We start from the raw sequence: 26,847 nt of genomic DNA on the forward strand, positions 1-26,847 counted from the left end.
TCTATTCAAAAATGAATTCAAATGAATACGCGTTTTGATACCGAATGCCCGATAGACAAAAGCTGTCTATTCGGGCTATTTGTGCTTGATTTAACGGGGGAAATCGGTGCTTGCGCACCTTTTTGTCAATTGAATTGAACTTTTTATCTATATCCCAATCGCGCTCTTGACGTTATAATAAATTCCTGATCCAAACATCGATAATCTACGAAGAGTTGGGTGATGAACTGTTGCTAAACATTCGATATTTGTGGCAAAAACGAGAAAGCATAATCGTGACCTGGCTTGTCTCCTACAGTGCTGTTTTAATTGTGCCGATTCTGATCAGTCTGGTTATTTACATGCAAGCGAATGAGACATTGAAGAGTGAAATACATCGGGCGAACGATTCCTTATTGAAGCAGATGCGTTATACGATCGATACACAAGTTGATCTTATGAAACGGTTGAACATGGAGATGACGTGGAGCCCGAATCTGCAAACGCTGATGTACTCCAATCAACCTGCCAAAGAGGCGCCTTATACGGCCTACCAACTGGTGAAGGAACTTCGTCTCTATAAAACATCATACGCGTCCATCGATGAATTCTACGTCGTGTGGAAAAAAGACCAATCCATTCTCCGTTCAGGCAATATTCGGGATATGCGGACGGCATTTCATACCATACATAACACAGGTGCAATGTCTTTCGAAACGTGGCGGGATCAAGTTCTGGGTGCAGAGACGAATCAATTCGTCATTCTGCCGCATCAGAATGCAGCTCCGGCGGAGTCTTCCATTGCGTACATTACACGTCTGCCTGATGATTTGAATGGTCAGGAGACCGGTACGGTTGTCGTCATGGCGGATACGCGAAGATTCCAGAAAGCCATTGAGAGCATTTCGGGTTTTAGTGATGCCACGCTGCTGATTCTGAACCAGAATAACGAGATTCTGATGAGCAATCATCCCGGATCGGAGGAATTGAAGCCATTCATGAATGGCAATCAGGTTCAGTTGGATAACGCCAGGGTTGGCAAGTCGGAGATGTTCTACATGGACTCCGCGTTATCCGATCTGAAGTACGCATTGATTATTCCCAGCAGCCTTTATTGGGAAAAGGCAGTGTATGTCCGCAATTTTACGTATATCAGTATCGTGGTGAGTCTCATTAGTGCGGGTGTACTGACTTGGTTCTTCATGCGCCGGAATTACTCCCCAATCCAACAGCTCGTGGAATCACTAAAAGACAAAAATAGTCAGAACGAACCCGCTGATCGGAACGAACTTCGGTTTATTCAGAAGGTCATCATGAACACACGATCAGAAAAGAACGAGATTGCCCAGCAACTGCAGAAACATCAGCAGGTACTGCGCTCCAATATGATTAATCGGCTTCTGAAAGGCAAACAGGATACGCTCGTGCCCTATGAAGATGCATTCCGTTCCTTCCATATGCCGCTCTATTCAAGTGAATTTGCTGTTATCTTATTTGTAATCGAAAATGAAGAGAATCTCTATGGAAAGCTGCCGGGTATTGATATCAATGAACGAAACAAATTGATCCATCTCATTATTTCCAATGTTGTTGAAGAACTGGCTTCAGAGCGTCAGCACGTCGGATATGTAGCAGAAGTTGATGATATGATGGTCTGCCTTGTAAATATGAAAGCGGATTCTTCGGATTGGAATCATGATCTTCATCACATTGCGGCAGAAGCGCAGCGCTTCCTGGAAAGCTATGATATGGAATTGACGATCTCTATCAGTGGACGCCACACGTCATGGATTGGCATCGCCGAAGCATACCAGGAAGCAGTAGACGCGATGGAATACAAAATGGTGCTTGGCAAGAAAGGCATCATTACCTATGGCGATGTCCGCAGCGATGCGATGGCGGATGCCCCATTTGGCTACTACTATCCGCTTCAAGTGGAACAGCAACTTCTTAATTTCATCAAAGCGGGAGATACCGACCAAGCCAGCGCTTATATGAACGAGATTACAGAGCGAAATTTTGATAAACCGATTATGTCGCTCACACTTGCACGTTGCCTGATTTTCAACCTGGTAGGTACGATGATAAAGGCTATTAATGATCTGGGGGACAGGGATAACCATACGCTAATCCAATACCCGCATCGGATTGAGGACATTATTGCCGGGGATACCATCCAGGAGATGCAGGAGGCTTTGCAGAACTTGCTTGAGGAGGTATGTTCCTATGCCGCTGACAAGCGCGCAACGAATGTATCACAAGAACGTGAGGATTCCCTGCGTCATCTCAGCACCCAAGTCACACAGTATATTGAGAGTAACTATACGGACGTGAATTTGAACGTCAACGCAATTGGTGAGCATTTTGAGCTTAAGGGCAGTTACTTGTCCAAACTCTTCAAGAATCAGACCGGTGAGGGTCTGCTGGACTGCATTCATAAGTGCCGTATCCGACAGGCTAAAGAAATGATTGAGCATAAACAGGAATCCATTACAGAAATATCTCGATTGGTCGGGTATAACGATGCAGCAACTTTCATCCGGGTATTCAAGAAATACGAAGGCATTACACCTGGTAAATATAAAGAAATCAGTTGATTTGAAAGGAGACCGGAACATGAACGTAAAGAGGAAGTTGGCATTCATAGCAAAGGTGACAGGGCTCATCCTGCTGCTTGGCATGCTGACTGCTTGCGATCAGAACGGGACAGATTCGGATGCCAAGCTGGATGAACGTTCCGGCTCATCAGAGTACCAGACCGTCTCAATTGCTTCACCCAATGACGGTGGGAAATTAACCTACTGGGCAGAATTGAATGGCAATGCAGCGAGCATTAAGTCCAGCTTCAATGAAGTGCCTTTTTTTCAGGAATGGCAGCGGAGAACCGGAGTCAACCTTCAATTCATCCGGCCACCCGCCAATCAGGCCAAAGAAGCGATTAATGTGCTGCTTACATCCGGGGAACTGCCGGATATGATTGAATATGAGTGGAGCAATTATCCCGGTGGGCCGGAGAAAGCGATCAAAGACGGATATATTCTGCGATTAAACGATGTTATTGATCAATACACACCTCATCTGAAGCAGTACCTGAACGAGCATCCAGACATTGATATGCAGATTCGCACAGCGAACGGAAGTTATTACGCGTTTCCTTTTATTCAAGGAGATGATAAGCTTCGAACCTATCAAGGACCGATTATCCGGAAGGACTGGCTGGACGAGCTTGGACTTGATGTGCCAACCACGATTGACGAATGGCATACGATGCTTCAGGCATTTAAGGACAAAAAGGGAGCTGACGCCCCGCTTACTTTTCTAGGTGTTCCGAATCCGTTGTTTGGTATCGAAGGCGGCGGTTTTATTGGCGCTTTTGGTATTAAAAAAGGGTTTTACGTGGAAGATGGCCAAATTAAGTTTGGGGCACAGGAACCTGAATATAAGGCATTTCTATCCTTATTTCGTGAATGGTATGCGGAGGGACTCATTGACAAGAATCTGGCTGCCGTAGATTCGGAGACTCAGGATACAAACATGACAACAGGACGCAGCGGCGCGAGTATCTGGAATGCTGGGGCGGGGATCGGTACATGGCTACCCATCTTGCGGGAGACGGATCCCCATGCAAAGCTTGTGCCAGCGCCATATCCTGTTATGAACAAAGGAGATCGTCCGAAATTTGGTCAACTTGCTCCCGCTATCGGTTCCAGTGGGGTCGCCATATCCAACAACAGTCATCATGTAGAAGAAGCAGCACGGATGCTGGACTACGGGTATGGGCCTGAGGGACACTTGCTGTTCAACTTTGGCATTGAAGGTGTCAGTTTTGAGATGAAGGACGGGTATCCGACGTATACCGAGACTATTTTGAAAAACCCTGATAAGTGGTCGCCGGCTCAAGCACTAGCGATGTACACCAGAGCGAGTTATTTCGGTCCATTTGTGCAGGATACGCGATACATGGAGCAATATTATATTTTACCGGAACAGAAAGAGGCGGTGCAGTTATGGTCCAGCACGGATGCTGTTCTCCATCAGGTACCGACCCTGCCCAAAACCGAGAAAGAGAGCACGGAGATGTCAGTCATCATGCAGGAAGTGAACAAAGTGGCGGACGAGATGTCGCTTAAAATCATTTTTGGCATTGAGCCGGTGGATGCTTTCGATACGTACGTCAAGCAAATCAAGTCATTACAGATTGATCGTGCGATTGAGATTCAGCAGCAAGCGTTAGAGCGGTATAATCGCGCTATATCCTCTAAATAAATCCTTATATTGTATAAAATAGGCATTGGAGTGTCGTTTTTGTTGATGTAATTTCGTTCCCTCGTGCTCTACAATCGGTTATGACATGCTGAGATGGCATGCACATGACTCTTGCTTGAGCAGGGTTGGAGGTGACTATAGGGTTTCTTGAAACCGCTCACATACTCTGAAATCCAAAAGGAGGAGAACGAAAGCATGCGGAGAAAGTGGCCTTTTTTATTGTTGGCATTTACGTTGACTGTTGGATTGTCTGTACCTGGAACCCAGGAGGTTCGAGCGTCAGAGGGCGACTCACAGCCATCTATTGATCGTGCCGGTGAGAATCTGTCTCTGGGTACGGATGGCAGAAGCAGGCTCTATCCAAACGATTGGTATCCAGGATTTAAAGATGAACAGGGAAGGTTTCTGCATGACTTTTCTTATGCCGGTTATCGGCGTGGGGAGACAGAATTGCCTAAAACGCCTAAAAACAAACTTATCGACGTTACGAAAGCACCGTATTTTGCCGATCCTTCAGGGAGCCGTGATGCAACGCAGGCTATTCAAAAGGCAATTGATGCCGCTGTGACGCGGGGTGGAGGTGTCGTGTATCTTCCCAAGGGTACATATCAGGTTAACCCTCAGGACGGCAAGGATTATTCACTAAACATTCCTGCAAGTCGTATGGTCCTGAAAGGTGACGGGATGAACAAGACTCATATCTATAATGCACAGCAAAATATGAAAAACAAGGATATTATCCGGATCGGTAACGGAGATTGGAAGAAAACCGGGATTTCTACGAAACTTCGCAAATCCGTTACCGATCCAACCGTCCTGCTGTCCGTTGAGGATACAAGCGGGTTTGCAGTGAATGATTACGTGGTCATTTCATTCGAAACGACGCCAGGATTCTTACGTGAGCTTGGCATGCAAAACAAGTGGTCATCACGTCTTGGTAAAGTAGAACCGTTATTCTACCGCCAAATCGTGGGCGTAGATCCGGATAATAAAACGATTACATTAGACATTCCGACGCGTTATCCAATGAAGCTGCGCGATGATATTACGATTAGTCAGACTGCAGATCCAATTGTCGAAGTCGGTTTAGAGGATTTTTCGATCGCAAACATTCAAAATGTGAAGTCGGGGCTTGGTGAGGATGACTTCAAAGTCGTTGGGACTGCTGGATATGAAGCCGATAATGCCAAAGCGGTCAATGTGATTGCAGTGGCCAACAGCTGGATTCGAAATATTAACACTTATAAACCAGCTGGCAATACAGATTATCATCTGTTATCCAAGGGTATTATTCTGGATCGTACGAAGAACGTCACTGTGGATCATGTAACCATGCAGTACCCGCAGTATCGTGGAGCGAACGGGAACGGTTATTTATATCAATTTATAGGTAATGATAATCTCATTAAGAATAGTAAGGCTATAGGAGCTAGACATAGCTTCACATATGCCAACTTCTCTGCGAACGGAAATGTCCTGCAAGGTTCGTATTCTGAGAAACCTTCATTATTGACTGATTTTCATATGTATTTGAGCATGGCGAACCTGATCGACAACCTGGTAGTTAATGGGGACGGGATCTCTGCCATTACACGGGATTATGGATCATCAGAAACGAATCGTCATGGGGTGGTGACCACTGAAAGTGTCTTCTGGAATACGACCGGTCAGGCGGCACACCCTAGTAAATCCGGTGTTATTATAGAATCAGAACAATTCGGGAATGGATATGTCATTGGAACAAAAGGAAAGGACACCGGCGTGAACGTCAACATTGTTGGTTCCATTCCGGATGCTGATACGCAGCCATTTGATATGGCGGAAGGCATTGGGGAGGGCGATCGTTTATCCCCGCAAAGTTTATATCAGGATCAGAGCAAGAAGCGAATCAAAGATATTCATCTGGGGCTTCAATCCCTGTTGGTGAATGGCGAAGTCATAGGGGGTATGCAGTTCTTAAGAACGGATTACGTTCACACTTTGCCTTATGGCACAACCGAAACGCCTATCATCTCTGCAAAACCTTTTGCGAAGAATGGGAAGGTTAAAATTAAGCAACCGCAAGGGACAAATGGAACTGGAGAGATCACTGTATCATATCGGGACCACAAACAGAACGTGCGAGTGAAGTTTAAGGTAGCTGATACACCGGTACTTCCAGAGAACATCTCCATAAGTCCCAATAAAGCGGTACCCGGCTGGAGAGTCGCAGGTAATGCGATTAGCGCAGGAGGAAGCGGAGAATTATCTTCGTTTCTAACATTAGATAATGGGGAGATCGTAAACATTGCAGAATTGAACGTTCCTGTCACGTACACAACGAGTGATGATACGATCGGATATACGGAAGGAACTACATTCCATGCAATAAAAGCTGGAAATGTCGACATCATCGTGAGCTGCGTCTTTAATGGAGTAACGGTCGAGGCACGGGAGAAATTTGAAGTCAAGGAGCCTATGGCCGAGCCGGAAGGACCGTTCGCTGTCGTAACCAAGGTTACGGCAAGTGCAGATGATGGCAATCTGCCGATCCATACGATCGACCGCGATCCAGACTCCAGATGGTCTGCAGATGGAAAGGGACAGTACCTGCAGTTAGAGCTTGAGCAACAAACCCAAGTAGGGCAGGTAAGTATTCAATTCTATAATGGGCATACGCGATCCAATTATTTTGATTTGGAGATATCAACAGATGGTACTAATTACCAAAATGTATTAAGTAACGTCACCAGTCAAAAACAGGCTGCCTATGATACATTTGAATTTGAACCGGTTCAAGCCAAATTCATTCGTTATATTGGGCAAGGAAATGAATCCAACACCTGGAACAGCATAATTGAGTTTTGGGTGCACGGGGATTAAAAATGACGTAGGATCAGATTAAAAGAATTCGATTCAGATTTAGTATCGAATATAATATGTGCTCATTTTAAAACTAAAATGGGTGCATATTATATTGGGATAGATTGGATAGCTGAATTGTGAAGATGCGATATTAGATATGTTATTGTGATTTGTATACAGATCACATATTTATCCATATGAAATTGAAAAGTTCTCGGGGGTTATAAATTTAAAAAGCTACATTTATCCATATGAATGGATCGAACAACGGTTTGATTGTAGTAATCAAAAAGAAGATGACAAAGTTAAAAAAGAAGTTAATACCCAGTCAGAGTACAGTGCACAGTCAGTGAGTTAACTAACTAACTATTAATACTGTTTCACAAAACTCGTATTTTGTACATATGTATATAGATCGATTTTACTATAAGATCTTCTTCTCCTCCATAAAGTCAGTAACAGAATACCTAAACCAGATGAATAACCCATCACTCTTTTATTTAGATAGCTACCTAATTCGAAAGCTCATTTTTTCAATTTCAACCATCCTATCTGCACTTGTAATGGTGTGCCCTTTGCCTATTGTGTATATTGATGAGACAAATAATGACCATAACATAGTTATCATAGTCATTAATCCTTATCTCCAGGCTAACCTGCTCTTGTCTGAATTATTTGATAGTTAAGACAAAAAAGCGGATTTCTAAGACAACATCCGCTTTTTATCGTTTCAAACTTATACTTTCCACGCTGCTTCACTTTGGAGGTTAATCCAGGAGTACAGATTGAAAGTAATATCATATACCAATGGTCCCTCAGACCTTCATAATTTCTGTTCAATGATGATGTTAGTGTAATAAGATTATATGCCGAATATATTCTTGATCCCTATGAACAAAACAGGTATCAGTAAAGCTGGAATTAGGTTTATTGTTTTGAAGTTCCGAATCCCAAGAATGCTTATTCCTGCGCACAAAATTAATATGCCCCCAACAATCGATGTTTCATTCAAGAGTTCAGGCGTGAGAAAATCGGATAAGATATTAGCCATTAGATATATTGATCCTTGCCAAAAAAACAGGAAGACTGCAGACCAAATAATTCCAATACCAAAGGTAGCTGCAAAGACAATTGAAGTTACCCCATCGAGAATCGCGTTCGTATACAAATACGTATGATTTCCCCTCATTGCACTCTCAATAGGGCCTAGAATGGACATTGTTCCTACACAGAAGAGCAATATCGCAGTGGATAGGCCTTCGGCTAGATTTCCTTTTGAGAATCTGGACACCAATTTCTTAAAGCGTTCCTCTATATTTAATTTTTGACCGATAACTCCGCCTAATGCAAGGCTAACAATGAACAACACTGGGTATTTGCTTTCTGGTAAATAACTAGCTATTGCATTAATCCCCAACGCAGCAGCTACCAAACCCATAGCCTGCATAAGAATATCTTGATAAGACTCCTTCAGCCCTTTTTTAAATACGCTTCCTGCTACACTACCAATAATAATTGTCGCTACATTAACAATTGTTCCAATCATGATCTTCTCTCCTAATATCTTTTTTTAATAGAATAAACCCTCCAGCGACTGGAGGGTCAAGATTCATTTATAGGTAGTTGTATTTCAGTGATGAATTTGGAGGTGTCTTGTGTTAGCCCATAATCGATATAAGTAATTTCGAGCGCGTCATCTGAAATGTTGAGACCTTGTTCGTCCGCATGTTTCAATAGTTCTTCATAATAGTAAGATGCTTCTGCATGTGTACCAACAAATCGAATAATCAAGTATTGTTGCTGAGGAAGAGTCTTCATTGCCGTTTCAGTAAAGGCGTGTTTCTCCGGCTCTACAAAAAGGAAAATAGAATCATACTCATTAAATTTCTTTTGTTGTAAGCTCGTAAGGGATAAAGTTAATCCAACTTGACCAAGAAAGACGCTAGATTTCAAATTACTACTATTCTCTAATATACGAATCCACATTTCCAAATTATCACTATGATGAATTCTTTGTTTTAACATGACAATCTTTCGTTCAGCAAGCTGTTCTTTATGGATTTTAAAAAGATTTTTCATTTTCGATGTATGTTCAATCTGATGAATCCGGAGATTGATTTTCTTTTTGATCTGTTCAAACTCCAAAAGTTTTTGTTCTGTTTTAAATAATTGTTCCTTTAATAATGCTAATATATAATCGATGCCCCGTCGATCCACAAACTGTTTTATGTCTTTAAGCGGTATATTTAATGCTTTAAGATATAGAATGGTGTTCAAACTTTCAAATTGTTCAATAGAATAATACCGATAGCCCGTGTTTTCATCTACTAGGGCGGGCTTTAATAGATGTATTTCATCATAATAACGTAAAGTCCGGATGTCGATTTGAAAAAGCTTTGATATTTCCCCAATCAAAAACATATTGCTCATTGTGTTCTGCTCTCCCCCCATATTGTACCTTGATAATATACCTATATGAATTTCTTGATCAAGACTCTGTATAAATATTCCCAAACCTATTTCCTGATCCATATTTTTGTCAGTGTTATAACGAATAAAAAAACTTTTTTAACTCTGTATTCACAGCCTTAAAATGATTTTATCACATAAGAAAAAATAAATAAAGTTGAGTTACTTGACTTTAGATTATTATCGTCTTATATTTATCCTTGTAAGTATCTTGCGATGGAGGTTTTAACATGACTAGACTTAATGGTAAACGAGCACTTATTACGGGTGGCACCAGCGGAATTGGCTTGGAGACAGCCAAACAATTTCTGGCTGAAGGTGCTGAATTGATTGTCACCGGAGTAACTCCGGCAAATGTAGAAAAAACGCAAAAGGAACTTGGAAATCAAGTCCTTGTGCTTCAGGCAGATTCCCGAGACCTCAATGCCCAACGTCAACTGGCTGATCGAGTTGAACAACATTTTGGCAAACTGGATATTGCCTTTTTAAACGCAGGTGTATCTGACTGGCGTCCATTCGAGCAAATCGATGAGGAAGCCTTTGACCGATTGTTTGCCATCAACGTAAAAGCTCCATTTTTCTTAATGCAGGCACTAACTTCTGTTATGGCGAACCCCTCTTCTGTCGTTTTAATGGGATCGAGCAGCTCTCATGCCGGATATGCACATTCCAACGCTTATGCGGCTACTAAAGGTGCCATTTCCACCCTGACCAAAGCCTGGAATTCCGACTTATTATCGTCTAACGGAATTCGCTTCAATACGGTGAGTCCTGGACCGATTGATACCCCGCTTTACGATAAGAACAAGCTAGGCGTGTCTGACGAAATTCGTGAGATGGTTATTAACCGCATTCGTGACGGGATTCCGGCTGGACGCATGGGTACTGCCGAAGAGATTGCCAAAGCTGTTGTTTATCTGGCTTCGGATGAGTCACGCTTCACCATTGGCGTTGACTTGGTTCTGGATGGCGCTCAAACGATTCTCTAATATGTTAGCCCTATTGCTGCTTAAGCCCTCCGAGGGTGCTTAGGCAGCTTTTTCTTTTAGAACACGATCAACTGTTGTATAGTAGAGAAGAGGGTGCTATCCCTCTGATAAGACTTAAATCCAACTTTGGAGTGGAATTATGGGAACTAAATCAACTTACCATGAACGTATAAAGGAAGAAAAAAGGGCGTGCGCGATTGCCGCTGCACAAGAACTGTTTTTTGAAAAAGGGTATGCGCGGACTACTTTAGCTCAGATTTCAAAACTTGCTGGTCTCTCTACAGGTACACTTTTCAATCATTTCCCGACGAAGGAATTGATTTTTGAAACCATCGTCAAGCATTTTTGGGAGCTTGATCCCGAATGGGACTTTCCACCGGAGCTCGGCTCTCCCCTGCAAGGATTAATAAAGTTCGGACGAGACTACGCATGCGTGCTGACTCGTGATGGAATGGCTCCTTTATTCCGGGTCGTCATTGCAGAAGCCAAGCAATTCCCCGAGCTCAGTCTTTTTCATTATGAACTGGGCGAAGGCGCCGTGCATCAGAAATTGACGCAATATTTAGTAGATGAAGTTCAATTGGGTAATATAAATCTGCCGGATGCGTCAAAAACGGCCAATGAATTTATGAGTCTAATTGCTGGGCAGGTGCTATGGCCCAAAATGTTGCTGCTTGATTTCAGTATTTCACGAGAGCAGGCTTTTCAAATAGCGGATGAGGCTGCTCATACGATTATAAACAAGTATGCTGACTAAAAAGACGAATACGAGAGATCTCCCAATATGAGACTCCCTCGTATTCGTTTATTTACATTCTTTGTAGAAATGAAGAACCATCAGGGTTTATTGATTATCACCGTATTTTTAGAGCGACTTTTGCTTCAGAGAACTCACCTCTATGTGTGCGGTTTTTGTTATTTTGTTATTGCTGCGTGCTCTGGTTAGGCTGCGATACGTTTCTCCATGCTGAACCATACCAATGAGAATACGAGCTAGCTGTCCAATAAGTTTAACATAGATTGCATCTTGCCCATCCCCCTTTTTCACATTCTGCTTATACCAGCGCTTGAAGTCCGGTTGGTGACGCGCAAGCTGGAGCAACGCCAAAAACAAATACTTTCGCAGCATGCTGTCCCCGCGCAATATTACGGTTGAACGCAAAGGCCGCTTCTCTGGCTTTCTCAAAAACTCCATCGCTCTTCCTGCATGATCTCGCTCGATGACCTTGTATACACGGGACGGTGGATAGGAAGAAAGGATGGGATCGTCCTTCCATAAGGAACCATCGATGGGCATTCTGGAATGGACACCAACTTCCTTCCAATGCTGTTCTACGTCCGCAGGCTTTTGAATGCCTTCCAGCCCTTAGTTTCGGGCTAGATGTTTCTGTTTGTCAGTAAAAAGTATTTTCGTATAACTTCCCCGTATGCGCATCAAGCACTTCGGGCGTCCGCTCGTGCTCGCTACCAATCATTCGATACACTAGTTCGTACTTCGCCTCTTCCGCCCTAGCATTGTGCATCCGTTCCCATTGCAGACGCAGCTTGGCCTGTGCCGTCCATCGGAGGATGGCTGTCTGGGAATCAAATGAACGCACGGTCTCCAGCTTCTTTAACTGTTCTGGCCTTATGGAGGGGGACATCAAACTTTTGACCCTCCCATTAGAGCGGTCAACAGCTAGTTGATAGCATTCATCCCTGACAGATACGTCTTGAACATATACACCAAAGCGAATGATTTCCAAACGATCTTCGTCGTCGGTCTCTTCAGTTAGAAGCTTGAGATACGGCAACATTTCGGCTGCTAGTCCTCGGACATAGTCCATAGCTACTTTTATACATGCGTCTCGATCCCAGGTTAATGGAGCTAGTTGATCTGGCTTACCATGCGAAACAAAGTCAATCAGTTGTCCGGTTTGGCTGTCTACTCGCGCCTTGACCGCTCCCTCCATCTGATCAGCCCAATAGGCCTTCCAAGACCAGTCATTCTTGGCTGGACGCTCTTCATTCTGTTGCTTCCACACCATCAACTTGGTGTTCGAGCCAATATTGTCGTCTTGTACTAACTGAAATTGGTCGTTGTCTACGCCAATCCACTTTTCTAGGCTTCGTGCGGGCGGGAACTCACCTGGCCACTCGTCCAGAGTTCTTGGGTCAGAGGGGACAGCTTCTGCCCTATAGGCTGTCGGAACTTCCTCCTGTGATGATGCAGTATAGATTAGTCCTCTACTTCGGGGGGCGTAAACAAGATGGACCTGATCGTCACCATCCGTGTACACGGCTTTGTCCAATACGCAATATTCCACATGTAGCAAAAAATTCGCCTTTATACACGCCATCTGTTCCTCTTCTGGTGTGATCATGGTTGGGAGTGCTGGCCCTGGAACGGTTCCGTAGTACCTAAATCCGACCACGCGACCGCTGGGGTGAACCATAATCAGGCATCCCGTCTCAGGAAGCGGCAGCCCCATCGCCTTCTGCTGTCGTGTGTACCCAAACATCCCTTCCATCCACTCCATCTCACAATACGGAAAATCACGCAGTGCGCCGGGATAATGATCTTCCAGGAATTGCTCTGCCTGCTGTTTGAGCTCCTCCTCAGATAGCCGTGTCTCGTTGTCCAATGAGGCCCAGGAAATGGCATAGTCTAGCAAGTTGCCGTCCCTGGAGAGCGTGGCAGAAACAGCGTCATCACTCCCCGTTTTAACCCATAAGAAGCCCGCTTCTCCCTTCCCTGTTCCCCTCATGGTGTTCTCTTGATAGTCATTGACGATCAGATCATAATCCGGTGAAACGGCAAACTGGTGCTCTGCTTGTTGTCTTAACTGCAGGCGTAATGTATCCAGGTCTCGTTCGAGAAAATCTTGAGCCATTTCGTTGCGCAAATGTTCCAGCCCCTTCCGTAATTGTGTTTTTACAGTACCTAATGGCATATCCAGGAGATGGGCGATTTGCTGCTGGGTCAGGTCCTTCTTATATTTTAAGAACAGGAGCTGACGCAGCTTCGGATTCAGACTGGCCAATGCACGCTCCAGATCCAGGGTTTGATCGATATCATTAACGACTAATGGCTCTTGCGCCTGCGGGTCTTCGCTCAGGTGAACACGCTTGGATTTCTCCAAATGATTGAGCGCCCGGTTCACCACGATTCTGGTAAGCCAGCTCTCAAACGCTTCGGCTTGCTGCAGCGTATGCAGTGACTCATAAGCCTTAACCAGGGCATCCTGAACGATATCCTCCGCATCTTTGGACTCCCGTACATAATGGCGAGCCACTCGGTGCAGCTTATCCGTTCGATCCTTTATAAGAGAAACGAAGGCATCGTGATCTCCGTTTTGTGCGGCGTTGATTTGTTGCTGTACATCGATCATTGTCGTTCACCTCCTGTTATATAGACAGCTAACTCGGGGGTTTGGATTTAATTAATGTAACATTATTCTGGAACTGACCGATCAAATTTCTACGACACGTTATCATGTTCATGAGATCCACCATGAATCCAGCCATTTCTTTAGCAGTGTTCAACATCTATTGATCTTTGGCAAGACCTTCTGTAAAGGCACTAATATAGTATTTCGATGGTGTACCGCCTGCTCCCTTAATTGCTTTACCTGCAGGCAGTAGCCCCTTATTTCCTCCATCAACTGCTCATAATCTGCTTGAGCCTGGGCAATTGAATGCACCGTTTTCTCTACCTGTTCACGTTTTGCCATTGTCTGTTCATCTCCTTAGATTTTTTGCATGCAAAAAGGGCTCATTCCATCTTCAACAAGTGGAATAAGCCTTCTAAGTGTGGGTTCAAGTTTATAGTATCAAGGTTGTATTAGCACTGTGTACAACGTACAGTGTACGACCCATTCCTATAGAAGTGAACCCAGCAATTATAATTTAGTCAAAATTAAAGTTGTTGACTGGCAACGGGCATTACACGGTCAGGTTAATTGAATTCGCACTTAAGAAGGGAAAATGCTGAGTTGGACACCACCGGAAATTCCGGTCAAGTGAACGTTATCAGCTGTTTCTAAATACCTCCTCAAGCATATTTAAATAACCACTCTTAATAGTCTTCTTATCTTTTAGTTTTAAAAACAATTGATAAAAACCTGTTCTATAATCGGAATAGTGGGAGATGTTCGCTTTTTCCATCATTGTTGCAAAGCGTTTTTCAAACTGTGGTGCATCACGCAGCATATACTTGAAATTCATCACCCAGAGCTTCATCAAATGAATCCATTGGTCATTTTCAAACTGTGTTTTGTCATAGACCAAATTCTTATCACTGTTTAGGATACTGACATCATAAAATGCGAAGGGATTGTCTCCTCCAATAAATGTTGATACTAAAAATTTATCAGGCATCAGGCTGTTTGCAAAATCATACCACACCGGTTGGAACTTCGCTTTTACACTTTCGGTCACTTCGAACAATGCGATATCTGGAGTGACATCTTTAATTGTTAGCAATAAATCTACATCCGAGTAAGCGTCTGAGGTTTGTTCAACACAACTTCCAATTACATCTATTCGGGTAATAAAATCCAACCCATTTAAATGTTCTATCAACTGTTGGGTCAAACCTTCACTAGTCGACGTTCCCACTATATCCCCTCCGCTAAACTCCTGTTTGTCTTGTCTACGTTACTATATAAATAATGCTATTATAACATACTGGTCGTATCCTGAAGGATAACCTCGACAGCTTCCTTACGACGCGCCCTCATAGCCATTGCTCCAAAATACGTAAGGTGTTGGGTCATTCAGGCAGGTTCTCAGCAACAATTTGGGCAATCGCTTTATCAGACGTATTGTATTTTGACAAAAGCTAAAATGGAGGTAAAGGCATTAGAGCCCTTACCTCCTTACTATTTTGCCAATTCTATTTACATTTACTGCTGCTTGTATAGGTCTCTTAATAATCTCTATTTTACCATAGTTGGTTTACCTGATTAAACTGCCTCTTCCAGTGAGTGGTTAAATGGCAAGGAGAGACGAAGCTTCTCCAAATCAAGCGCAGGCTCACTGGGAAACCAGAAGAATAAAGAAGTTACGCTGCTTGACGTATAGGAACCGGTCCACATCCCTAGTTTAGCCTCAATCATATTCTGCTTCAAAAGTTCCTCCAGAGTCAAAGAATAGTTTCCCATCAGAGATACCAGAAAAACGAAGTTAAAACCGGCTAAAGGCAATTGCAAAGAGTCTGCAAGCGATAAGACTACAGGGCAGTTGGACCGGGTTGGCGACAGTTGCACCCTTGAGGACAGTGATCTGCCGGGATAAGCCGGATTCAGTCTCGTACTCCGTGAACTCACCCGGAAGAGCCTCCTCTTCCAGTCTGTCCGCCTTAATCCGATCGAGGATTTGTTTATAGAACACATTGAATTTTTGCGAAAGTACCTGCTGTCTCTGCTCGTTAGCAGCAGTCAGTTCTTTGGCGACCTTAGCAAGGATATCCTACATGGATTGCATACTCATGGATAACTTGAGAATATATCCGCTTGCCCCGTACTCAAGCGCCTGCTGGGCATATTTGAACTCATTCATACAATTAAGCATAACAAACCGGCTTATCATCTCGTTAGACCGGGCATTTCTCAACAGTTCAATCCCATCCATACCGGGCACGGCGGAGATGCTCATCTGCTAGAACGTGCAATCAGCAACTTGTTGGATAATGCCGTCAGATACACGCCTGATTTCGGAGAAATTAAAATAGATTGCAGCAGCGTAACCGACCAAGTTAGGTTTGCAATCCGCGATACCGGTCCAGGATTTGCAGAGAATGAAATAGATAGGGTATTCGAACCTTTATTTCGAGGAGAGATGTCCCGGAACCGCTTGACTGGTGGCAGCGGGTCTGGGCATGACCATATCCGAACGCATCATCCGGCGGCATGGGGGCGAACTTGTGGCCGACAACAGTAACCTCGGCGGAGCGCTCTTGTCGGGATGGATTCCATCCGTGAAAGATTCGAGTAGGAGGTAATTTTGCATGTGAAAAATTAAAAGAGGGTATTAATTATCCTTTAAAATTATTCTTTCCGACACTATAAAAGGTAATCCCTTTTTTATATATTGTTCTGCTGAAAGAGAACTATTATTTTCCAATCCACAGATGCTCCATAAATTCCCCAACTAAAAATAGTTGAAACAATTTTCAAATCTTCCGAACTCATATTATGTTGTTGTTTTAATAATAGAGAATGAAATAATTCTCCCAATTCTTTTTTTATTTTCGGTTCAATTATTGAATTAAAGGGTTCCATACTCTTTCTACATTGTGGGCGATATATTCTGTTTTTTTTGTATGAAACTCAGTTAATGTTAAAAAGATAGGATGTCATAATCTAGTTGAATCACGAAGCGGGAGCATTCGATACTCAGGTAATGATGAAGCAGCGCCACTTCCTTATCCAATGCATTATAGGTCTCACCTTTGTCCAGAGCTAGCCGATAATAACGTGCGGACAATTTGGAGATTCGTTCAGTCTCCTGGGCCTTCTCCTTTCGTGCATTCCATGAGATCAGCACCAGCGTATTATATAGAAAATGCTGACGTAAAGGCCCCAGCTCCGCTTTACGTTTGAGTTGTTCGATCTCTCAAATCGTTTGAATCGAATCATCGATTCTGCCCATCATGCGTTATCTCCTACCATTGTTCAATATTATTTCAAAGGAATAATATAAAAGGTTATGTTGGAAAGTTGATTAACTAACCTGCCATTTACCAATTTATCGGAAAATTCCTTCAGTTTCACTCAGTATTAGTACCATTTTGCTGTATTTATATTGTTCGACATGAATCCTTTTGTAATCACAGTCGCTAATAAAAAAATAAAACAAATTCATTACTCCGAGTAATACAGTGCTTAGTAAACAAAACAATATAATCTTATTCTTCAAAGACAGACCCTCCATTTAACTATTCCATAAAAATGAGACCTTCTTCCTTTTGTTATAGTTCTAATAGAAATATGATTGAATTGCGGTCAGGATAATCATATTTAATTGGCAAATCCTCTTTGTCAATCTCTTTAAATCCAACCTTTTTATAGAAACCGTGTGACCGAGTGGCTTTAGATGGGGTATCTAAAATGATCTTTGAAAAACCTTGTTCCTTAGCAAAACCAAGCAAAACTTCATAAAGCTTTTTTCCTATCCCAAATTCTTTGCCTCGATAGTCTTTATAAACAAAAAATTTCTTTAATACAGCAACCTCGTTATTTTTCTTTTGCAAACCAATTGAACCTACGACCTCTCCGTTATCATTTAAGGCTATCCAAAAATTACCGCCATCATTTATATAATTTGAATGAATATCTAGAATGTCTGGTTGTTCTTTAACACTAATACCCACTTCATATTCGACATTCTGTACATGCAATATTAATTTAATGACTTCTTCTTTATATCTATCATCGTAAACTGTAATCATTTATTTACTCCCCCAACCGTTTTATTAAATGAATGCTATTATAGTGACCGTATTTGCCAAATTTCCTTAAGATTAACCCGAAACTAATGATTAGTAAAATTGAATTTATAGAAGTTATCCATTGATTTTTTTGATACTATAGAGTGAGATTGCATGGAAAGTTGGTGAACTGATGGAAATACGTCATTTTATTACATTTAGAAAAGTTATTCAATTGGGCAGCTTTACACAAGCAGCAGAACATTTAGGTTACACTCAATCCACTGTCACTTCTCATATTCAAGCACTTGAAGAACATTTGGGTGCATCTCTATTTGATCGAATGGGTCGAAAGGTAAGATTGACTGATATAGGCAAGAAATTATTGCACTATACTCAAGAAATTCTGGATACTTACGAGAAAATCGAAAGCATTACAAATGATGGTGATGATATAAGAGGCGAGTTAAGGATTGCGGCTCCTGAATCTTTAACGGTTTATCGACTTGAACCTATATTAAGAGAATATAGAAATAAGTTCCCCCATGTGAGCATCATTTTAAGTAACGCTACTTGCGGAGATAACAAGAGAGCAATACTTCATGGAAGTGCAGATATTGCATTTCTTATGATGCCAACGTTTCAGGATTCAGATTTCATCGTACATTCTTTAATGGACGAGCCTATTGTCCTTGTTGGAAGTCATGACAACCCGCTGAATGTTTTAGATCAAAGCTATGAAAACCAAAAGTTAAACGAGTGTCTGATCACGAATGAGAAAGAATGCAGTTATCGAACCATGTTTGAAGGATATCTTCGAGAAAGAGGAATCGTACTTTCCAACACGATGGAACTTTGGAGTATTGAGGCGATAAAACGTTGCGTAATGAGTGGGCTGGGTATTGCTTGTTTACCATTAATAACTGTAAATAATGAAATCAAGGATGGAAGATTAAAAGTTATTCCTTGCGAAGGTGATCATAAACCGATCTCAGCCCAAATGGTTTATCATAAAAACAAGTGGGTCTCCCCCGCGCTATCAAAGTTTATCGATATAACATTGAAACACACAAGAGACTGGTCATGTGAGTAAATTATTTTTAAGGCAAGATGAAGATGAACTGGTATCTTAATTTTATAATGCGATGTAACCTCTCGAATTAACACAAAAGGAAGAAATCCTGCAGCCATTTCCCAAAGCATACAGGGTGATGGCTGTACATTTCTTTCTTCCGATGTCTTATTGATGTTCAGGATGATAAGTTGATGGTTTCTCCAGGTTTAAGGACGACCCCTACTCCTTCCTTAAGGAGCGAGGCGAAGTACTGCGGGTCTTGTTGAATGAACGGGAACGAGTTGAAGTGGATCGGCACAACTTGTTTGGCTTGAAGCCAATCTGTGGCTACGGCGGCGTCTTCCGGTCCCATCGTATGGTTGTCTCCAATCGGGATAAAAGCCAGATCAATGTCGTTGCGTTCCCCAATCACTTTCATGTCGTAGAAAAGGCCCGTGTCACCTGCATGGTATATCGTTTTCCCTTCGGCTGTGAACAGAATTCCGGTAGGCATTCCCGTGTAGATGATGGTTCGGGTCTCCGGGTTAATATAACTAGAGCTATGGAAAGCCTGAGTCAGCTTCACTTTTCCAAAGTCGAAGGTGTACGCCCCGCCAATACTCATGGCATGGGTTCTTACCCCTTCCCATCCGAGCACATCTGCCAGCTCTGCCGAGGCAACGACCAATGCGTTGTTTCGTTTCGCGATGTCTACCGTATCTCCTACATGATCCCCGTGACCGTGGGTCAACAGGATTACGTCTGCTTGTATACTGGCCGCGTCCAGATCGGTACTTGCGTTGCCTGTAATAAAGGGATCAATCAGGATGGTAGTGCCGTTTGTTTCGATTTTCACAACAGAATGTCCATGATAGGATACTTTCATTTTTATTCCCCCTTTGATCGAATTGCTGATGTCGGGTTTCTTCGGATTAACGTGAGGTAACAAATAACTGCGGCGGTCCGGCTGCCAATTGCCCGAACGAGAGTCCCAACATGCATGCAGTCAAGCTAATCTGGGCCATAGAAGGTGATGTCTGCAAATCGCTGGCTAGTGCCGGCAGCGCGGGCAAATACATGTCCAGGGAGAACGGGGCGAGCGAAGCCAAGGCACCCAATATGAGCGCCGCCCCTGCTCTTTTACCTGCCTTCAGCCCTGCTTGTGGCTGAAGCTGAGTCATGCTCTATCCCTCCTTGAATTCACCAAATATGCCTTCGATACGAAAGCACATGAACACTTCCATGAGCGCCCATCCAATGCTCGTATTTCGGAAGCTATGGATGGGCAGAATGTTGTGAAGCATATTCAGTGTGTTAGCTAAATGTAGTCTTAAAAGTTTTTGGCGGCTATGCGTGCTTTCTCAATCGCATCCGCTTTGATTTGTGGAGCTCGATCTCCTGCAGTGGATACGCCTTCTATAAACAGATTATCGAAGTCGGTAATGCCTACGAAGTTCAGGACGGTTTTCAAATGACGGCTGCTGTTCTCCCGATCCGCCACAGGTCCTTCCGAGTAAATTCCGCCGGTAGCTTGGATATGGAAGGCTTTTTTGTTTTCAAGCAGGCCAACGGGACCGTTCTCTGTGTATTTGAAGGTTTTAGCTCTGACGCAGAAGGAATCAATGTATGCCTTCATTACCGGAGGGTAGGAGAAGTTCCACATCGGTGTTACGAACACATACTTGTCTGCAGCAACGAATTCATCAAGTAATGTATTCAACTGAGTCAATTTTTGTTGTTGTGCGGCAGTTAATTGATCGAACGAACCACCATTCTGAAGGGTTCCCCATGCTTCCCATACGTCAACGTCAATGTGGGGAATGTCGCGTTGATACAAGTCTACATGGACTACTTCATCTCCCGGATTACTCTCTTTGTAAGCTTGTACGAATTGCTCTCCGACGGAAAGGCTGTAAGATGCCTGAAGGTTGCCGGGATGGGCAGTAATATAAAGTAAAGTTGACATAATTAAAACTTCCTCTCTAAATAAGTATGGTTTGTGTATTACACGATGAACGGAGCGATGCCGTTACCGTAAGACCAGTTTTCTTTGGTAACCTCAACCAGATTGATGAACACATCTTCCATTCTAATGTCGCACTGCTGATGCAGCTGCTCGGCTAAAGCCTCATAGAACTCTTTCTTCACTTCGGCTGACCGACCGGCATTTAGAGTGATCTGAACGATTAGAAAACCGTCACTTCTATCAATATCCAGGCAATTCGGATCAAAGCTTAAATTCTCGCGGTCAAGTTCTTCTGTAATCAGAAAGCGATCGTTCTGGGGGACGTGCAGTTTGTCTACAATCGTCTGCAAGACGACCTCGCCAATAAGGGCTTTCTCTTCGCTGGAGCGACCTTTCAATGTGGTAATGCGAGTCAATGGCATGTATGTTACCTCCTTGTTATTGTTACTGTTGTTGTTGATATGGCTAATTATATCTGTTAGAATCCAGAACACGAATGTACATGAGTTCGGGTTTGTTCGTGTGAATAAGCGGAAACTATGGAATTCAGGTGATAGGATGGAAGACGGGAAATTGTCAAAAGATTGGCCTCATGAATGGATCAAAAAAATTCGTTCAAGACCTGCCAGGCACGGCTTATCCAAGCGGATGCGGCAAGTGGACTTGGCACGGCGGATCGGCGTTGATCCGCGAACCGTGCAGCAATGGGAGAATGGAGACCGGCTCCCAAGTGTGGGCAGTCTCAAAGGAATGATCCAAGCGTTTTGCGAAGAAGGACTTCTCTTGGAAGCGGATCCGCGTCAAGAGGCGGAGGATCTCTGGGATACTGTAAAGCGCTTCTCGGAAGCACGATCAGCGACCTCGCGGGAGTTTCCGGATTTCGACGGTGCCTGGTTCGACACATTGGTTACTTTGGAAGGGATAACACCGAAACCAACAATTACCACACCACGTGCTTCAATCGCGGCAACACAACAACTGCCAAAGCTCCCTACACCCTTCGTTGGACGAAGTCTGGCCATGGCTGACTTGGAGGAACGGCTGAATACTCACTCCTTGGTCTCTGTCGTGGGCCCCGGAGGAATAGGCAAGACGTCTCTTGCTGTTCAGGTGGCTTCAACGCTTGGGGGGACGTACCCGCAAGGGATATGGATGATTGAGTTCGGCTCTATCAAAGAACCGCAAGACTTGGGCCAGTTGCTACTGTCGACACTAAGGCTGCAGAACCAAGAACACCGGACCGACCTTCAAACGATACTGGAGGCCTTGTCCGACCAGAAAATGCTCTTTATTTTTGATAACTGCGAACATGTCATTGACGCAAGCGCGTCTTTGGTTGAATCACTTCTTGCATTCGCGCCGGGGCTGACAATCCTCACCACCAGCCGGGAACCGCTCAATATCCCGGGGGAACTTGTCTACCGGCTTCCTCCGTTATCTTTTCCTGCGGATGAGCATTTACTAGAGGAAATACCTGAACAGGAGATTATAGCCTTTGAATCTGTGCAGCTGTTTTTGGAGCGGGCGCATAGTACTGCGCCCCAGTTTCAGCCCACGTTGCCCAATCTTAGGCTTGTTGGCGCTATTTGCAAGAAGCTGGAGGGAATCCCGTTAGCCATTGAGTTAGCGGTTGCCCGAATGAACATGCTGACACTGGAACAAATCAAGGAACGTCTGGGAAATCTGTTGACTTTGCTGACAGCAGGCAAACGAACGGCTGCGACCCGGCAGCAAACGCTCAAATCCACAATAAATTGGAGTTATGAATTGCTGACCGGCAAGGAACGTCTGCTGTTGAGGCGGCTTAGCGTATTTGCGGGAGGGTTTACTTTGGAGGCGGTGGAAGAGATCTGCATCTGTGAGTCTGGAATGCCAGAGCAACAAGATCGCATCGCCCGCGAAGACGTGCTCGACCTGTTATCCGGCCTGGTCAACAAGTCTCTCGTATCTATTGAGATCAGCGAGGATTACCGCTTCATCCGCTATTTCATACTGGAAGCTATCAAGGAATACGCAGGCGAGAAGCTGCAGAACGAAACTGACAAACATAAGAGCCACCAGCTTTCTGAACGCCATGTTCGTTATTACAGTCAATGTTTGGTCCGTGCGGAGCCCAAGTTCAGGACTCGTGAACGCGAAGCGTGTATTGATGAAGTACGGCGGGAATATGCGAATATTCGTTCTGCCCTGGAATGGTCATACTCCAATCCGCATGCCCATTCATTCGGGCTTCACATGGTCTCGAACCTCTATTGGTTTTGGCTGCACGAAGGCAGGCTGAAGGAAGGAATGTTCTGGCTGGATCGCTTTCTGGATAACGAAACACACGAAGGACAGCCTGGCACCGATTCCGCAAAGGCCTTACATGGAAGTGGTGTCATTCAATTTATCCGTGGAGATGTTGAAGGTGCCATGAATTCGGCGATCAGAAGCGTTGAACTCGCTCGCGATTTGGGAGAAAGCTCTCTCCTTGCCTCCTCCCTTCGGCTGCTCGCGTTTCTTCACATCAAACAGAAACGCCTTGGGGAAGCCGAGCCATTGGTACAGATGAGCGTTGATATTGCCAGAACCACGGGCGATTTGTGGAATTTAGCTTCCTCATTGCATGCTTACGGGAAGCTCCGATTAGTGCAGAATAATTATCTTGAAGCGTCTAAGCTCCTGAATGAGAGTGTACATTTCTTCGAAGCCGTCCAGGATCAATGGGAAGTATCCGGTCCGTACGAAAGTCTGGGGTATTCCGCCCTGAAGCTTGAGCAGATTGCGGCTTCTATTGAATATTTCAAAAAATGCATCGCCGCAAGCCAGATCTACAGAGGTTCTTGGATTCTATCGCGCGGTATTGAAGGATTAGCCATTGCGTCGTGTGCTAAAAAAGCCTTCACCGAAGCTGCGATCCTTCTCGGAGCTGCTGAGAAAGGCCGCCAAAACTCTGGCGGGGAGGACATGCCCAATTTTCCCGCAGAGCATGAAGAGGTCATTTTTGATCTTCAGCATGTTTTTTCTGAGCAGGAATTGCAGGAATTGTGGAGTAAAGGCACATCAATGACACGATCACAGGTGCTTGCGTATTCACTGGAAATTTAGGCGATAAGCAATAATAAGTGACGACTGTTTATGGTTTATCAATGATTATCGCCAGTAGATGGGTTAATCAAGGAAACGGAGCCATCCTGTTCCTGGCGATAATCCAGATTACCTAGGGTTAAGGCAAAGGAGTAAATCACTGACTTTTTGCCTGTCGGCTTTTTGTTGAGTTTAAGCTCTTCTTTGAGTCTGTTGTTTCCCAGGGTATAGATTAAATCAGTGTCTGGGCTGGAGGATGAAAATAGAAGCTGCAACAAAAGGTCCGTGTAACGCCAAACCTCTTGATGCAGCTTCTTTTGTATATCTACTCGCTTTGCACAGCGAATTCATAATAACTTTAAGCCTTGCGAAGCATTTGTCTCTCGCTTAGCTGTGAAAGCATATCCTTCGTCATGGCCTTCAGGTCGTAGCAAGCATGAAATCCCCATTCTGTTTTCGCTGCCGTTGCATCAATGGAATGCGGCCAGCTATCGGCAATCGCCTGTCTCTTCGGATCAACGTCATAATCGAGGATAAAGCCGGGAAGCTCATCCCGAATCGCTGCAGCGATCGCCTCCGGATCCACGCTCATTGCGGTGACATTAAATGAATTTCGGTGTATCAACCGGGATGAATCCGCTTCCATCAAATCGATGATAGCGTTCAGGGCATCCGGCATATACATCATGTCCATGTTTGAGTCCTTGGCGATATAAGATGTATACCGGCCAGCCGTCACGGCTGCGTAATAAATTTCCACGGCGTAATCCGTCGTTCCTCCGCCGGGAGGCGTCATATAAGATATCAAACCCGGGAATCGCAGCCCCCTAGTATCCAGGCCGTATTTGTGAAAATAATAATCACAAAGCAGTTCGCCGGACACTTTGTTCACGCCGTACATCGTATTGGGCCTCTGGATCGTATCCTGAGGGGTATTGTCTTTCGGAGTCAAAGGACCAAAAGATCCAATGGAGCTTGGAGTGAAAAATTGGCAGTCGAGTTCCCTGGATATTTCAAGTGCATTCATCAATCCGCCCATATTCAAATTCCAGGCAAGCAGCGGTTTCTCCTCTGCGGTAGCCGACAGCAGCGCAGCCAGATGGATGACGGTATCAACGTCGTACCTCTTGGCAATTTCGAACATCGCCTTATCATTCGTCACATCCAGCAGCTCGAATGGCCCGGATCGGGTAATTTCGTGGGCTGATGACCTGAGATCCGTAGCAACGACATGATCCGCACCATAAATTTCACGTAATTTAACAACTAACTCAGAACCGATTTGGCCTAGTGCTCCGGTCACCAAAATCTTGTTCATAAGACATTCCTCCCGAAATGTACTCCCGCGAATGCAGCTAAATCAGCTTCATTTCCTTGCCAACTTTCTCATATACGGAGATCACTTGGTCGAGCATCTCCTTGGTATGGGCAGCTGTTGGCATGTTGCGTATTCTTCCAGTTCCTTTCGGAACCGTCGGAAACAGGATTGCCTTGGCGTAAACGCCTTCTTCATAAAGCCGTTTGCTGAACTGTTGGGTGGTTACCTCATCGCCAATGATGCAAGGTGTGATCGGCGTTTCGCTTTGGCCTACATCATATCCAAGCCGGCTCAAGCCATTTTTCAAATCATTGCCGTTCTCCCACAGCTTCTCGATCAGCTCTTTGTCATTCATCAAAATGTCGACAGAAGCGCTGCAAGAAGCAATTGCAGCCGGAGGTAGAGATGTCGAGAACAGAAACGGACGGCTTCTCAGCTTCAACCATTCGATCAGTTGTTTTTTACCCGCCACATAACCGCCGACAACGCCAATCGCCTTGGAAAGAGTACCAATTTGAAAGTCAATGCGGTCGGACAATCCAAAATGCTTCACGGTTCCCGCACCTGCTCCGAGAACTCCCGAACCGTGGGCATCATCCACATAAGTAATCAGATCGAATTCTTCTGCTATTTTCACGATTTCGGGCAGCTTTGCTATATCACCATCCATGGAGAAAACCCCGTCGGTGATGACCATAATTTTATGGTACTGACCGGATTCCTTGGCATCTTTCGCCTGCTGTCTTAAATCATTCATATCCGAATGCTTAAAGCGAATCACCTTGGCTCTCGACAGGCGGCAGCCATCAATAATCGAAGCGTGGTTCAGCTCATCTGATAAAATCGCATCATGCTGGTCCATTACCGCGGATATAGCAGCCATATTGCAGTTAAATCCCGATTGATACACGATAACGGCTTCCGTTTTTTTGAAACGGGCCAGTTTTTCTTCAAGCTCAATATGAAGATCCATCGTACCATTAATTGTTCTCACAGCCCCTGCGCCTGCCCCGTATGTCTGCGACGCCTTAACTGAAGCATCAATCACGCGGTAATCTGTTGCCAGTCCCAAATAGTTATTGGAAGACAAATTGATTAGGGATTTTCCGTCGATACGAATAACAGGACCATTTGCACCCTGCAGCGTATCGATGACGTTATATAGACCTTTAGTTTTTAGATCTTCGATGTTCGATTTTAAAAATTGGTCCAATGCTTGACTTGACATTCCATTCCCTCCTCAACATACGCATGTCCTTGTACAGGAGACATATAATTATCTGGGAAAAACCTGTTATAAAAAGGGTTAGATTGATTTTAATGTATCATCATTTTTATTTTTTGTACACATGTGGCGGACAAAAAATAAAAATATCCGCAAAAAAACATAGCGATTGATTCCCCCATTCCCGGAAGCAATCGCTACTTAATCTTTGCTTTGCTTATATCTTTTGCTGCTCGGTAGTTTGCGATCCATGCCGATTA

General features: G+C 44.1%; 21 protein-coding genes and 2 pseudogenes. 8 read left to right on the forward strand and 15 right to left on the reverse strand.

Going from position 1 to position 26,847, the window contains the following annotated elements:
- Positions 1-275: 275 nt before the first annotated feature.
- From BLS69_RS06875 to BLS69_RS06885, 3 genes are all read left to right on the forward strand, one after another.
- Positions 276-2,576: a helix-turn-helix domain-containing protein gene (locus BLS69_RS06875; RefSeq protein WP_256332247.1), complete on the forward strand. Its 2,301-nt coding sequence runs from the start codon at positions 276-278 to the stop codon at positions 2,574-2,576.
- Between the two features lie 19 nt (positions 2,577-2,595).
- Positions 2,596-4,245: an extracellular solute-binding protein gene (locus BLS69_RS06880; protein ID WP_091029704.1), complete on the forward strand. Its 1,650-nt coding sequence runs from the start codon at positions 2,596-2,598 to the stop codon at positions 4,243-4,245.
- Positions 4,246-4,440: 195 nt separating this feature from the next.
- On the forward strand, positions 4,441-7,107 hold the full coding sequence (locus BLS69_RS06885) for a discoidin domain-containing protein (RefSeq protein ID WP_091029706.1): 2,667 nt from the start codon (positions 4,441-4,443) through the stop codon (positions 7,105-7,107).
- An 844-nt stretch (positions 7,108-7,951) separates the two neighbouring features.
- Here the strand turns inward: BLS69_RS06885 and BLS69_RS06890 are convergent.
- Together BLS69_RS06890 and BLS69_RS06895 are read right to left on the reverse strand one after the other, a co-directional pair.
- Positions 7,952-8,635 (reverse strand): DUF554 domain-containing protein, encoded by a 684-nt coding sequence (locus BLS69_RS06890; RefSeq protein WP_091029708.1) that lies wholly within the window; start codon positions 8,633-8,635, stop codon positions 7,952-7,954.
- A gap of 56 nt (positions 8,636-8,691) precedes the next feature.
- Positions 8,692-9,519: a MerR family transcriptional regulator gene (locus BLS69_RS06895; protein WP_091029711.1), complete on the reverse strand. Its 828-nt coding sequence runs from the start codon at positions 9,517-9,519 to the stop codon at positions 8,692-8,694.
- A 269-nt stretch (positions 9,520-9,788) separates the two neighbouring features.
- Between BLS69_RS06895 and BLS69_RS06900 the strand changes: the two genes are divergently transcribed.
- The gene (locus BLS69_RS06900) at positions 9,789-10,547 is read left to right on the forward strand and encodes an SDR family oxidoreductase (RefSeq protein WP_091029713.1); all 759 of its coding nucleotides are present in this window, start codon (positions 9,789-9,791) and stop codon (positions 10,545-10,547) included.
- Positions 10,548-10,686: 139 nt separating this feature from the next.
- Positions 10,687-11,304, forward strand: coding sequence for a TetR/AcrR family transcriptional regulator (locus BLS69_RS06905; RefSeq protein WP_091029717.1), 618 nt, complete (start codon positions 10,687-10,689; stop codon positions 11,302-11,304).
- A 108-nt stretch (positions 11,305-11,412) separates the two neighbouring features.
- On the opposite strand, the gene BLS69_RS31860 is transcribed toward BLS69_RS06905, so the two are convergent.
- From BLS69_RS31860 to BLS69_RS06930, 5 genes are all read right to left on the reverse strand, one after another.
- Positions 11,413-11,844 carry a thioredoxin domain-containing protein gene (locus BLS69_RS31860; RefSeq protein WP_176872620.1) on the reverse strand — a complete coding sequence of 144 codons (432 nt, stop codon included), beginning with the start codon at positions 11,842-11,844 and terminating at the stop codon, positions 11,413-11,415.
- A gap of 97 nt (positions 11,845-11,941) precedes the next feature.
- Positions 11,942-13,918, reverse strand: coding sequence for a sigma-70 family RNA polymerase sigma factor (locus tag BLS69_RS06915; protein ID WP_091029720.1), 1,977 nt, complete (start codon positions 13,916-13,918; stop codon positions 11,942-11,944).
- Between the two features lie 150 nt (positions 13,919-14,068).
- Positions 14,069-14,260: a hypothetical protein gene (locus tag BLS69_RS06920; protein WP_091029722.1), complete on the reverse strand. Its 192-nt coding sequence runs from the start codon at positions 14,258-14,260 to the stop codon at positions 14,069-14,071.
- A gap of 298 nt (positions 14,261-14,558) precedes the next feature.
- Entirely contained in the window at positions 14,559-15,146 is a 588-nt protein-coding gene (locus tag BLS69_RS06925; RefSeq protein WP_091029724.1) for a hypothetical protein, read from the reverse strand.
- 347 nt (positions 15,147-15,493) lie between these two features.
- Positions 15,494-15,856 carry a hypothetical protein gene (locus tag BLS69_RS06930; protein ID WP_091029726.1) on the reverse strand — a complete coding sequence of 121 codons (363 nt, stop codon included), beginning with the start codon at positions 15,854-15,856 and terminating at the stop codon, positions 15,494-15,496.
- Between the two features lie 316 nt (positions 15,857-16,172).
- Between BLS69_RS06930 and BLS69_RS06940 the strand changes: the two are divergent.
- Positions 16,173-16,530 (forward strand): annotated as a pseudogene (locus BLS69_RS06940) (sensor histidine kinase); the annotation flags it as partial.
- Between the two features lie 338 nt (positions 16,531-16,868).
- Here BLS69_RS06940 and BLS69_RS32900 read toward each other — a convergent pair.
- Both BLS69_RS32900 and BLS69_RS06950 read right to left on the reverse strand, forming a co-directional pair.
- Entirely contained in the window at positions 16,869-17,141 is a 273-nt protein-coding gene (locus tag BLS69_RS32900; RefSeq protein ID WP_091029732.1) for a sensor histidine kinase, read from the reverse strand.
- A 358-nt stretch (positions 17,142-17,499) separates the two neighbouring features.
- Positions 17,500-17,979 (reverse strand): GNAT family N-acetyltransferase, encoded by a 480-nt coding sequence (locus BLS69_RS06950; protein WP_091029735.1) that lies wholly within the window; start codon positions 17,977-17,979, stop codon positions 17,500-17,502.
- A 172-nt stretch (positions 17,980-18,151) separates the two neighbouring features.
- Here BLS69_RS06950 and BLS69_RS06955 point away from each other — a divergent pair, with 172 nt between their 5' ends.
- A complete protein-coding gene (locus tag BLS69_RS06955; RefSeq protein ID WP_165980187.1) occupies positions 18,152-19,051 on the forward strand; it encodes a LysR family transcriptional regulator in 900 nt (299 codons plus the stop codon).
- 157 nt (positions 19,052-19,208) lie between these two features.
- On the opposite strand, the gene BLS69_RS06960 is transcribed toward BLS69_RS06955, so the two are convergent.
- The 4 genes and pseudogenes from BLS69_RS06960 to BLS69_RS06975 form a co-directional block, all read right to left on the reverse strand.
- Positions 19,209-19,898: a metal-dependent hydrolase gene (locus BLS69_RS06960; RefSeq protein ID WP_091029739.1), complete on the reverse strand. Its 690-nt coding sequence runs from the start codon at positions 19,896-19,898 to the stop codon at positions 19,209-19,211.
- 73 nt (positions 19,899-19,971) lie between these two features.
- Positions 19,972-20,193: pseudogene (locus BLS69_RS06965) on the reverse strand (MFS transporter); the annotation flags it as partial.
- Between the two features lie 149 nt (positions 20,194-20,342).
- A complete protein-coding gene (locus tag BLS69_RS06970; RefSeq protein ID WP_091029742.1) occupies positions 20,343-20,978 on the reverse strand; it encodes an FMN-dependent NADH-azoreductase in 636 nt (211 codons plus the stop codon).
- 38 nt (positions 20,979-21,016) lie between these two features.
- Positions 21,017-21,400, reverse strand: coding sequence for a tautomerase family protein (locus BLS69_RS06975; RefSeq protein ID WP_091029744.1), 384 nt, complete (start codon positions 21,398-21,400; stop codon positions 21,017-21,019).
- Here BLS69_RS06975 and BLS69_RS06980 point away from each other — a divergent pair.
- Complete coding sequence (locus BLS69_RS06980; protein ID WP_256332248.1) at positions 21,399-24,065, forward strand: helix-turn-helix domain-containing protein; 2,667 nt, start codon at positions 21,399-21,401, stop codon at positions 24,063-24,065. The genes BLS69_RS06975 and BLS69_RS06980 overlap by 2 nt on opposite strands.
- Before the next feature lie 337 nt (positions 24,066-24,402).
- Here the strand turns inward: BLS69_RS06980 and BLS69_RS06990 are convergent, their stop codons facing one another.
- Both BLS69_RS06990 and BLS69_RS06995 read right to left on the reverse strand, forming a co-directional pair.
- Positions 24,403-25,362 (reverse strand): NAD-dependent epimerase/dehydratase family protein, encoded by a 960-nt coding sequence (locus tag BLS69_RS06990; RefSeq protein WP_091029750.1) that lies wholly within the window; start codon positions 25,360-25,362, stop codon positions 24,403-24,405.
- A 37-nt stretch (positions 25,363-25,399) separates the two neighbouring features.
- Positions 25,400-26,590: a glycine C-acetyltransferase gene (locus BLS69_RS06995; RefSeq protein ID WP_091029752.1), complete on the reverse strand. Its 1,191-nt coding sequence runs from the start codon at positions 26,588-26,590 to the stop codon at positions 25,400-25,402.
- Positions 26,591-26,847: the final 257 nt, after the last annotated feature.

It is taken from the genome of Paenibacillus sp. CF095, from assembly GCF_900101225.1.
In the GTDB taxonomy this organism is placed as follows: Bacteria; Bacillota; Bacilli; order Paenibacillales; family Paenibacillaceae; genus Paenibacillus.

What these genes read in the sequence shown, in the direction of transcription:
- BLS69_RS06880 (WP_091029704.1), top strand. Translation starts at nt 2,596, where the DNA reads ATGAACGTAAAGAGGAAGTTGGCATTCATAGCAAAGGTGACAGGGCTC.
- BLS69_RS06885 (WP_091029706.1), top strand. Translation starts at nt 4,441, where the DNA reads ATGCGGAGAAAGTGGCCTTTTTTATTGTTGGCATTTACGTTGACTGTT.
- BLS69_RS06890 (WP_091029708.1), bottom strand. Translation starts at nt 8,635, where the DNA reads ATGATTGGAACAATTGTTAATGTAGCGACAATTATTATTGGTAGTGTA.
- BLS69_RS06895 (WP_091029711.1), bottom strand. Translation starts at nt 9,519, where the DNA reads ATGAGCAATATGTTTTTGATTGGGGAAATATCAAAGCTTTTTCAAATC.
- BLS69_RS06900 (WP_091029713.1), top strand. Translation starts at nt 9,789, where the DNA reads ATGACTAGACTTAATGGTAAACGAGCACTTATTACGGGTGGCACCAGC.
- BLS69_RS06905 (WP_091029717.1), top strand. Translation starts at nt 10,687, where the DNA reads ATGGGAACTAAATCAACTTACCATGAACGTATAAAGGAAGAAAAAAGG.
- BLS69_RS31860 (WP_176872620.1), bottom strand. Translation starts at nt 11,844, where the DNA reads ATGCCCATCGATGGTTCCTTATGGAAGGACGATCCCATCCTTTCTTCC.
- BLS69_RS06915 (WP_091029720.1), bottom strand. Translation starts at nt 13,918, where the DNA reads ATGATCGATGTACAGCAACAAATCAACGCCGCACAAAACGGAGATCAC.
- BLS69_RS06920 (WP_091029722.1), bottom strand. Translation starts at nt 14,260, where the DNA reads ATGGCAAAACGTGAACAGGTAGAGAAAACGGTGCATTCAATTGCCCAG.
- BLS69_RS06950 (WP_091029735.1), bottom strand. Translation starts at nt 17,979, where the DNA reads ATGATTACAGTTTACGATGATAGATATAAAGAAGAAGTCATTAAATTA.
- BLS69_RS06955 (WP_165980187.1), top strand. Translation starts at nt 18,152, where the DNA reads ATGGAAATACGTCATTTTATTACATTTAGAAAAGTTATTCAATTGGGC.
- BLS69_RS06960 (WP_091029739.1), bottom strand. Translation starts at nt 19,898, where the DNA reads ATGAAAGTATCCTATCATGGACATTCTGTTGTGAAAATCGAAACAAAC.
- BLS69_RS06970 (WP_091029742.1), bottom strand. Translation starts at nt 20,978, where the DNA reads ATGTCAACTTTACTTTATATTACTGCCCATCCCGGCAACCTTCAGGCA.
- BLS69_RS06980 (WP_256332248.1), top strand. Translation starts at nt 21,399, where the DNA reads ATGTATGTTACCTCCTTGTTATTGTTACTGTTGTTGTTGATATGGCTA.
- BLS69_RS06975 (WP_091029744.1), bottom strand. Translation starts at nt 21,400, where the DNA reads ATGCCATTGACTCGCATTACCACATTGAAAGGTCGCTCCAGCGAAGAG.
- BLS69_RS06990 (WP_091029750.1), bottom strand. Translation starts at nt 25,362, where the DNA reads ATGAACAAGATTTTGGTGACCGGAGCACTAGGCCAAATCGGTTCTGAG.
- BLS69_RS06995 (WP_091029752.1), bottom strand. Translation starts at nt 26,590, where the DNA reads ATGTCAAGTCAAGCATTGGACCAATTTTTAAAATCGAACATCGAAGAT.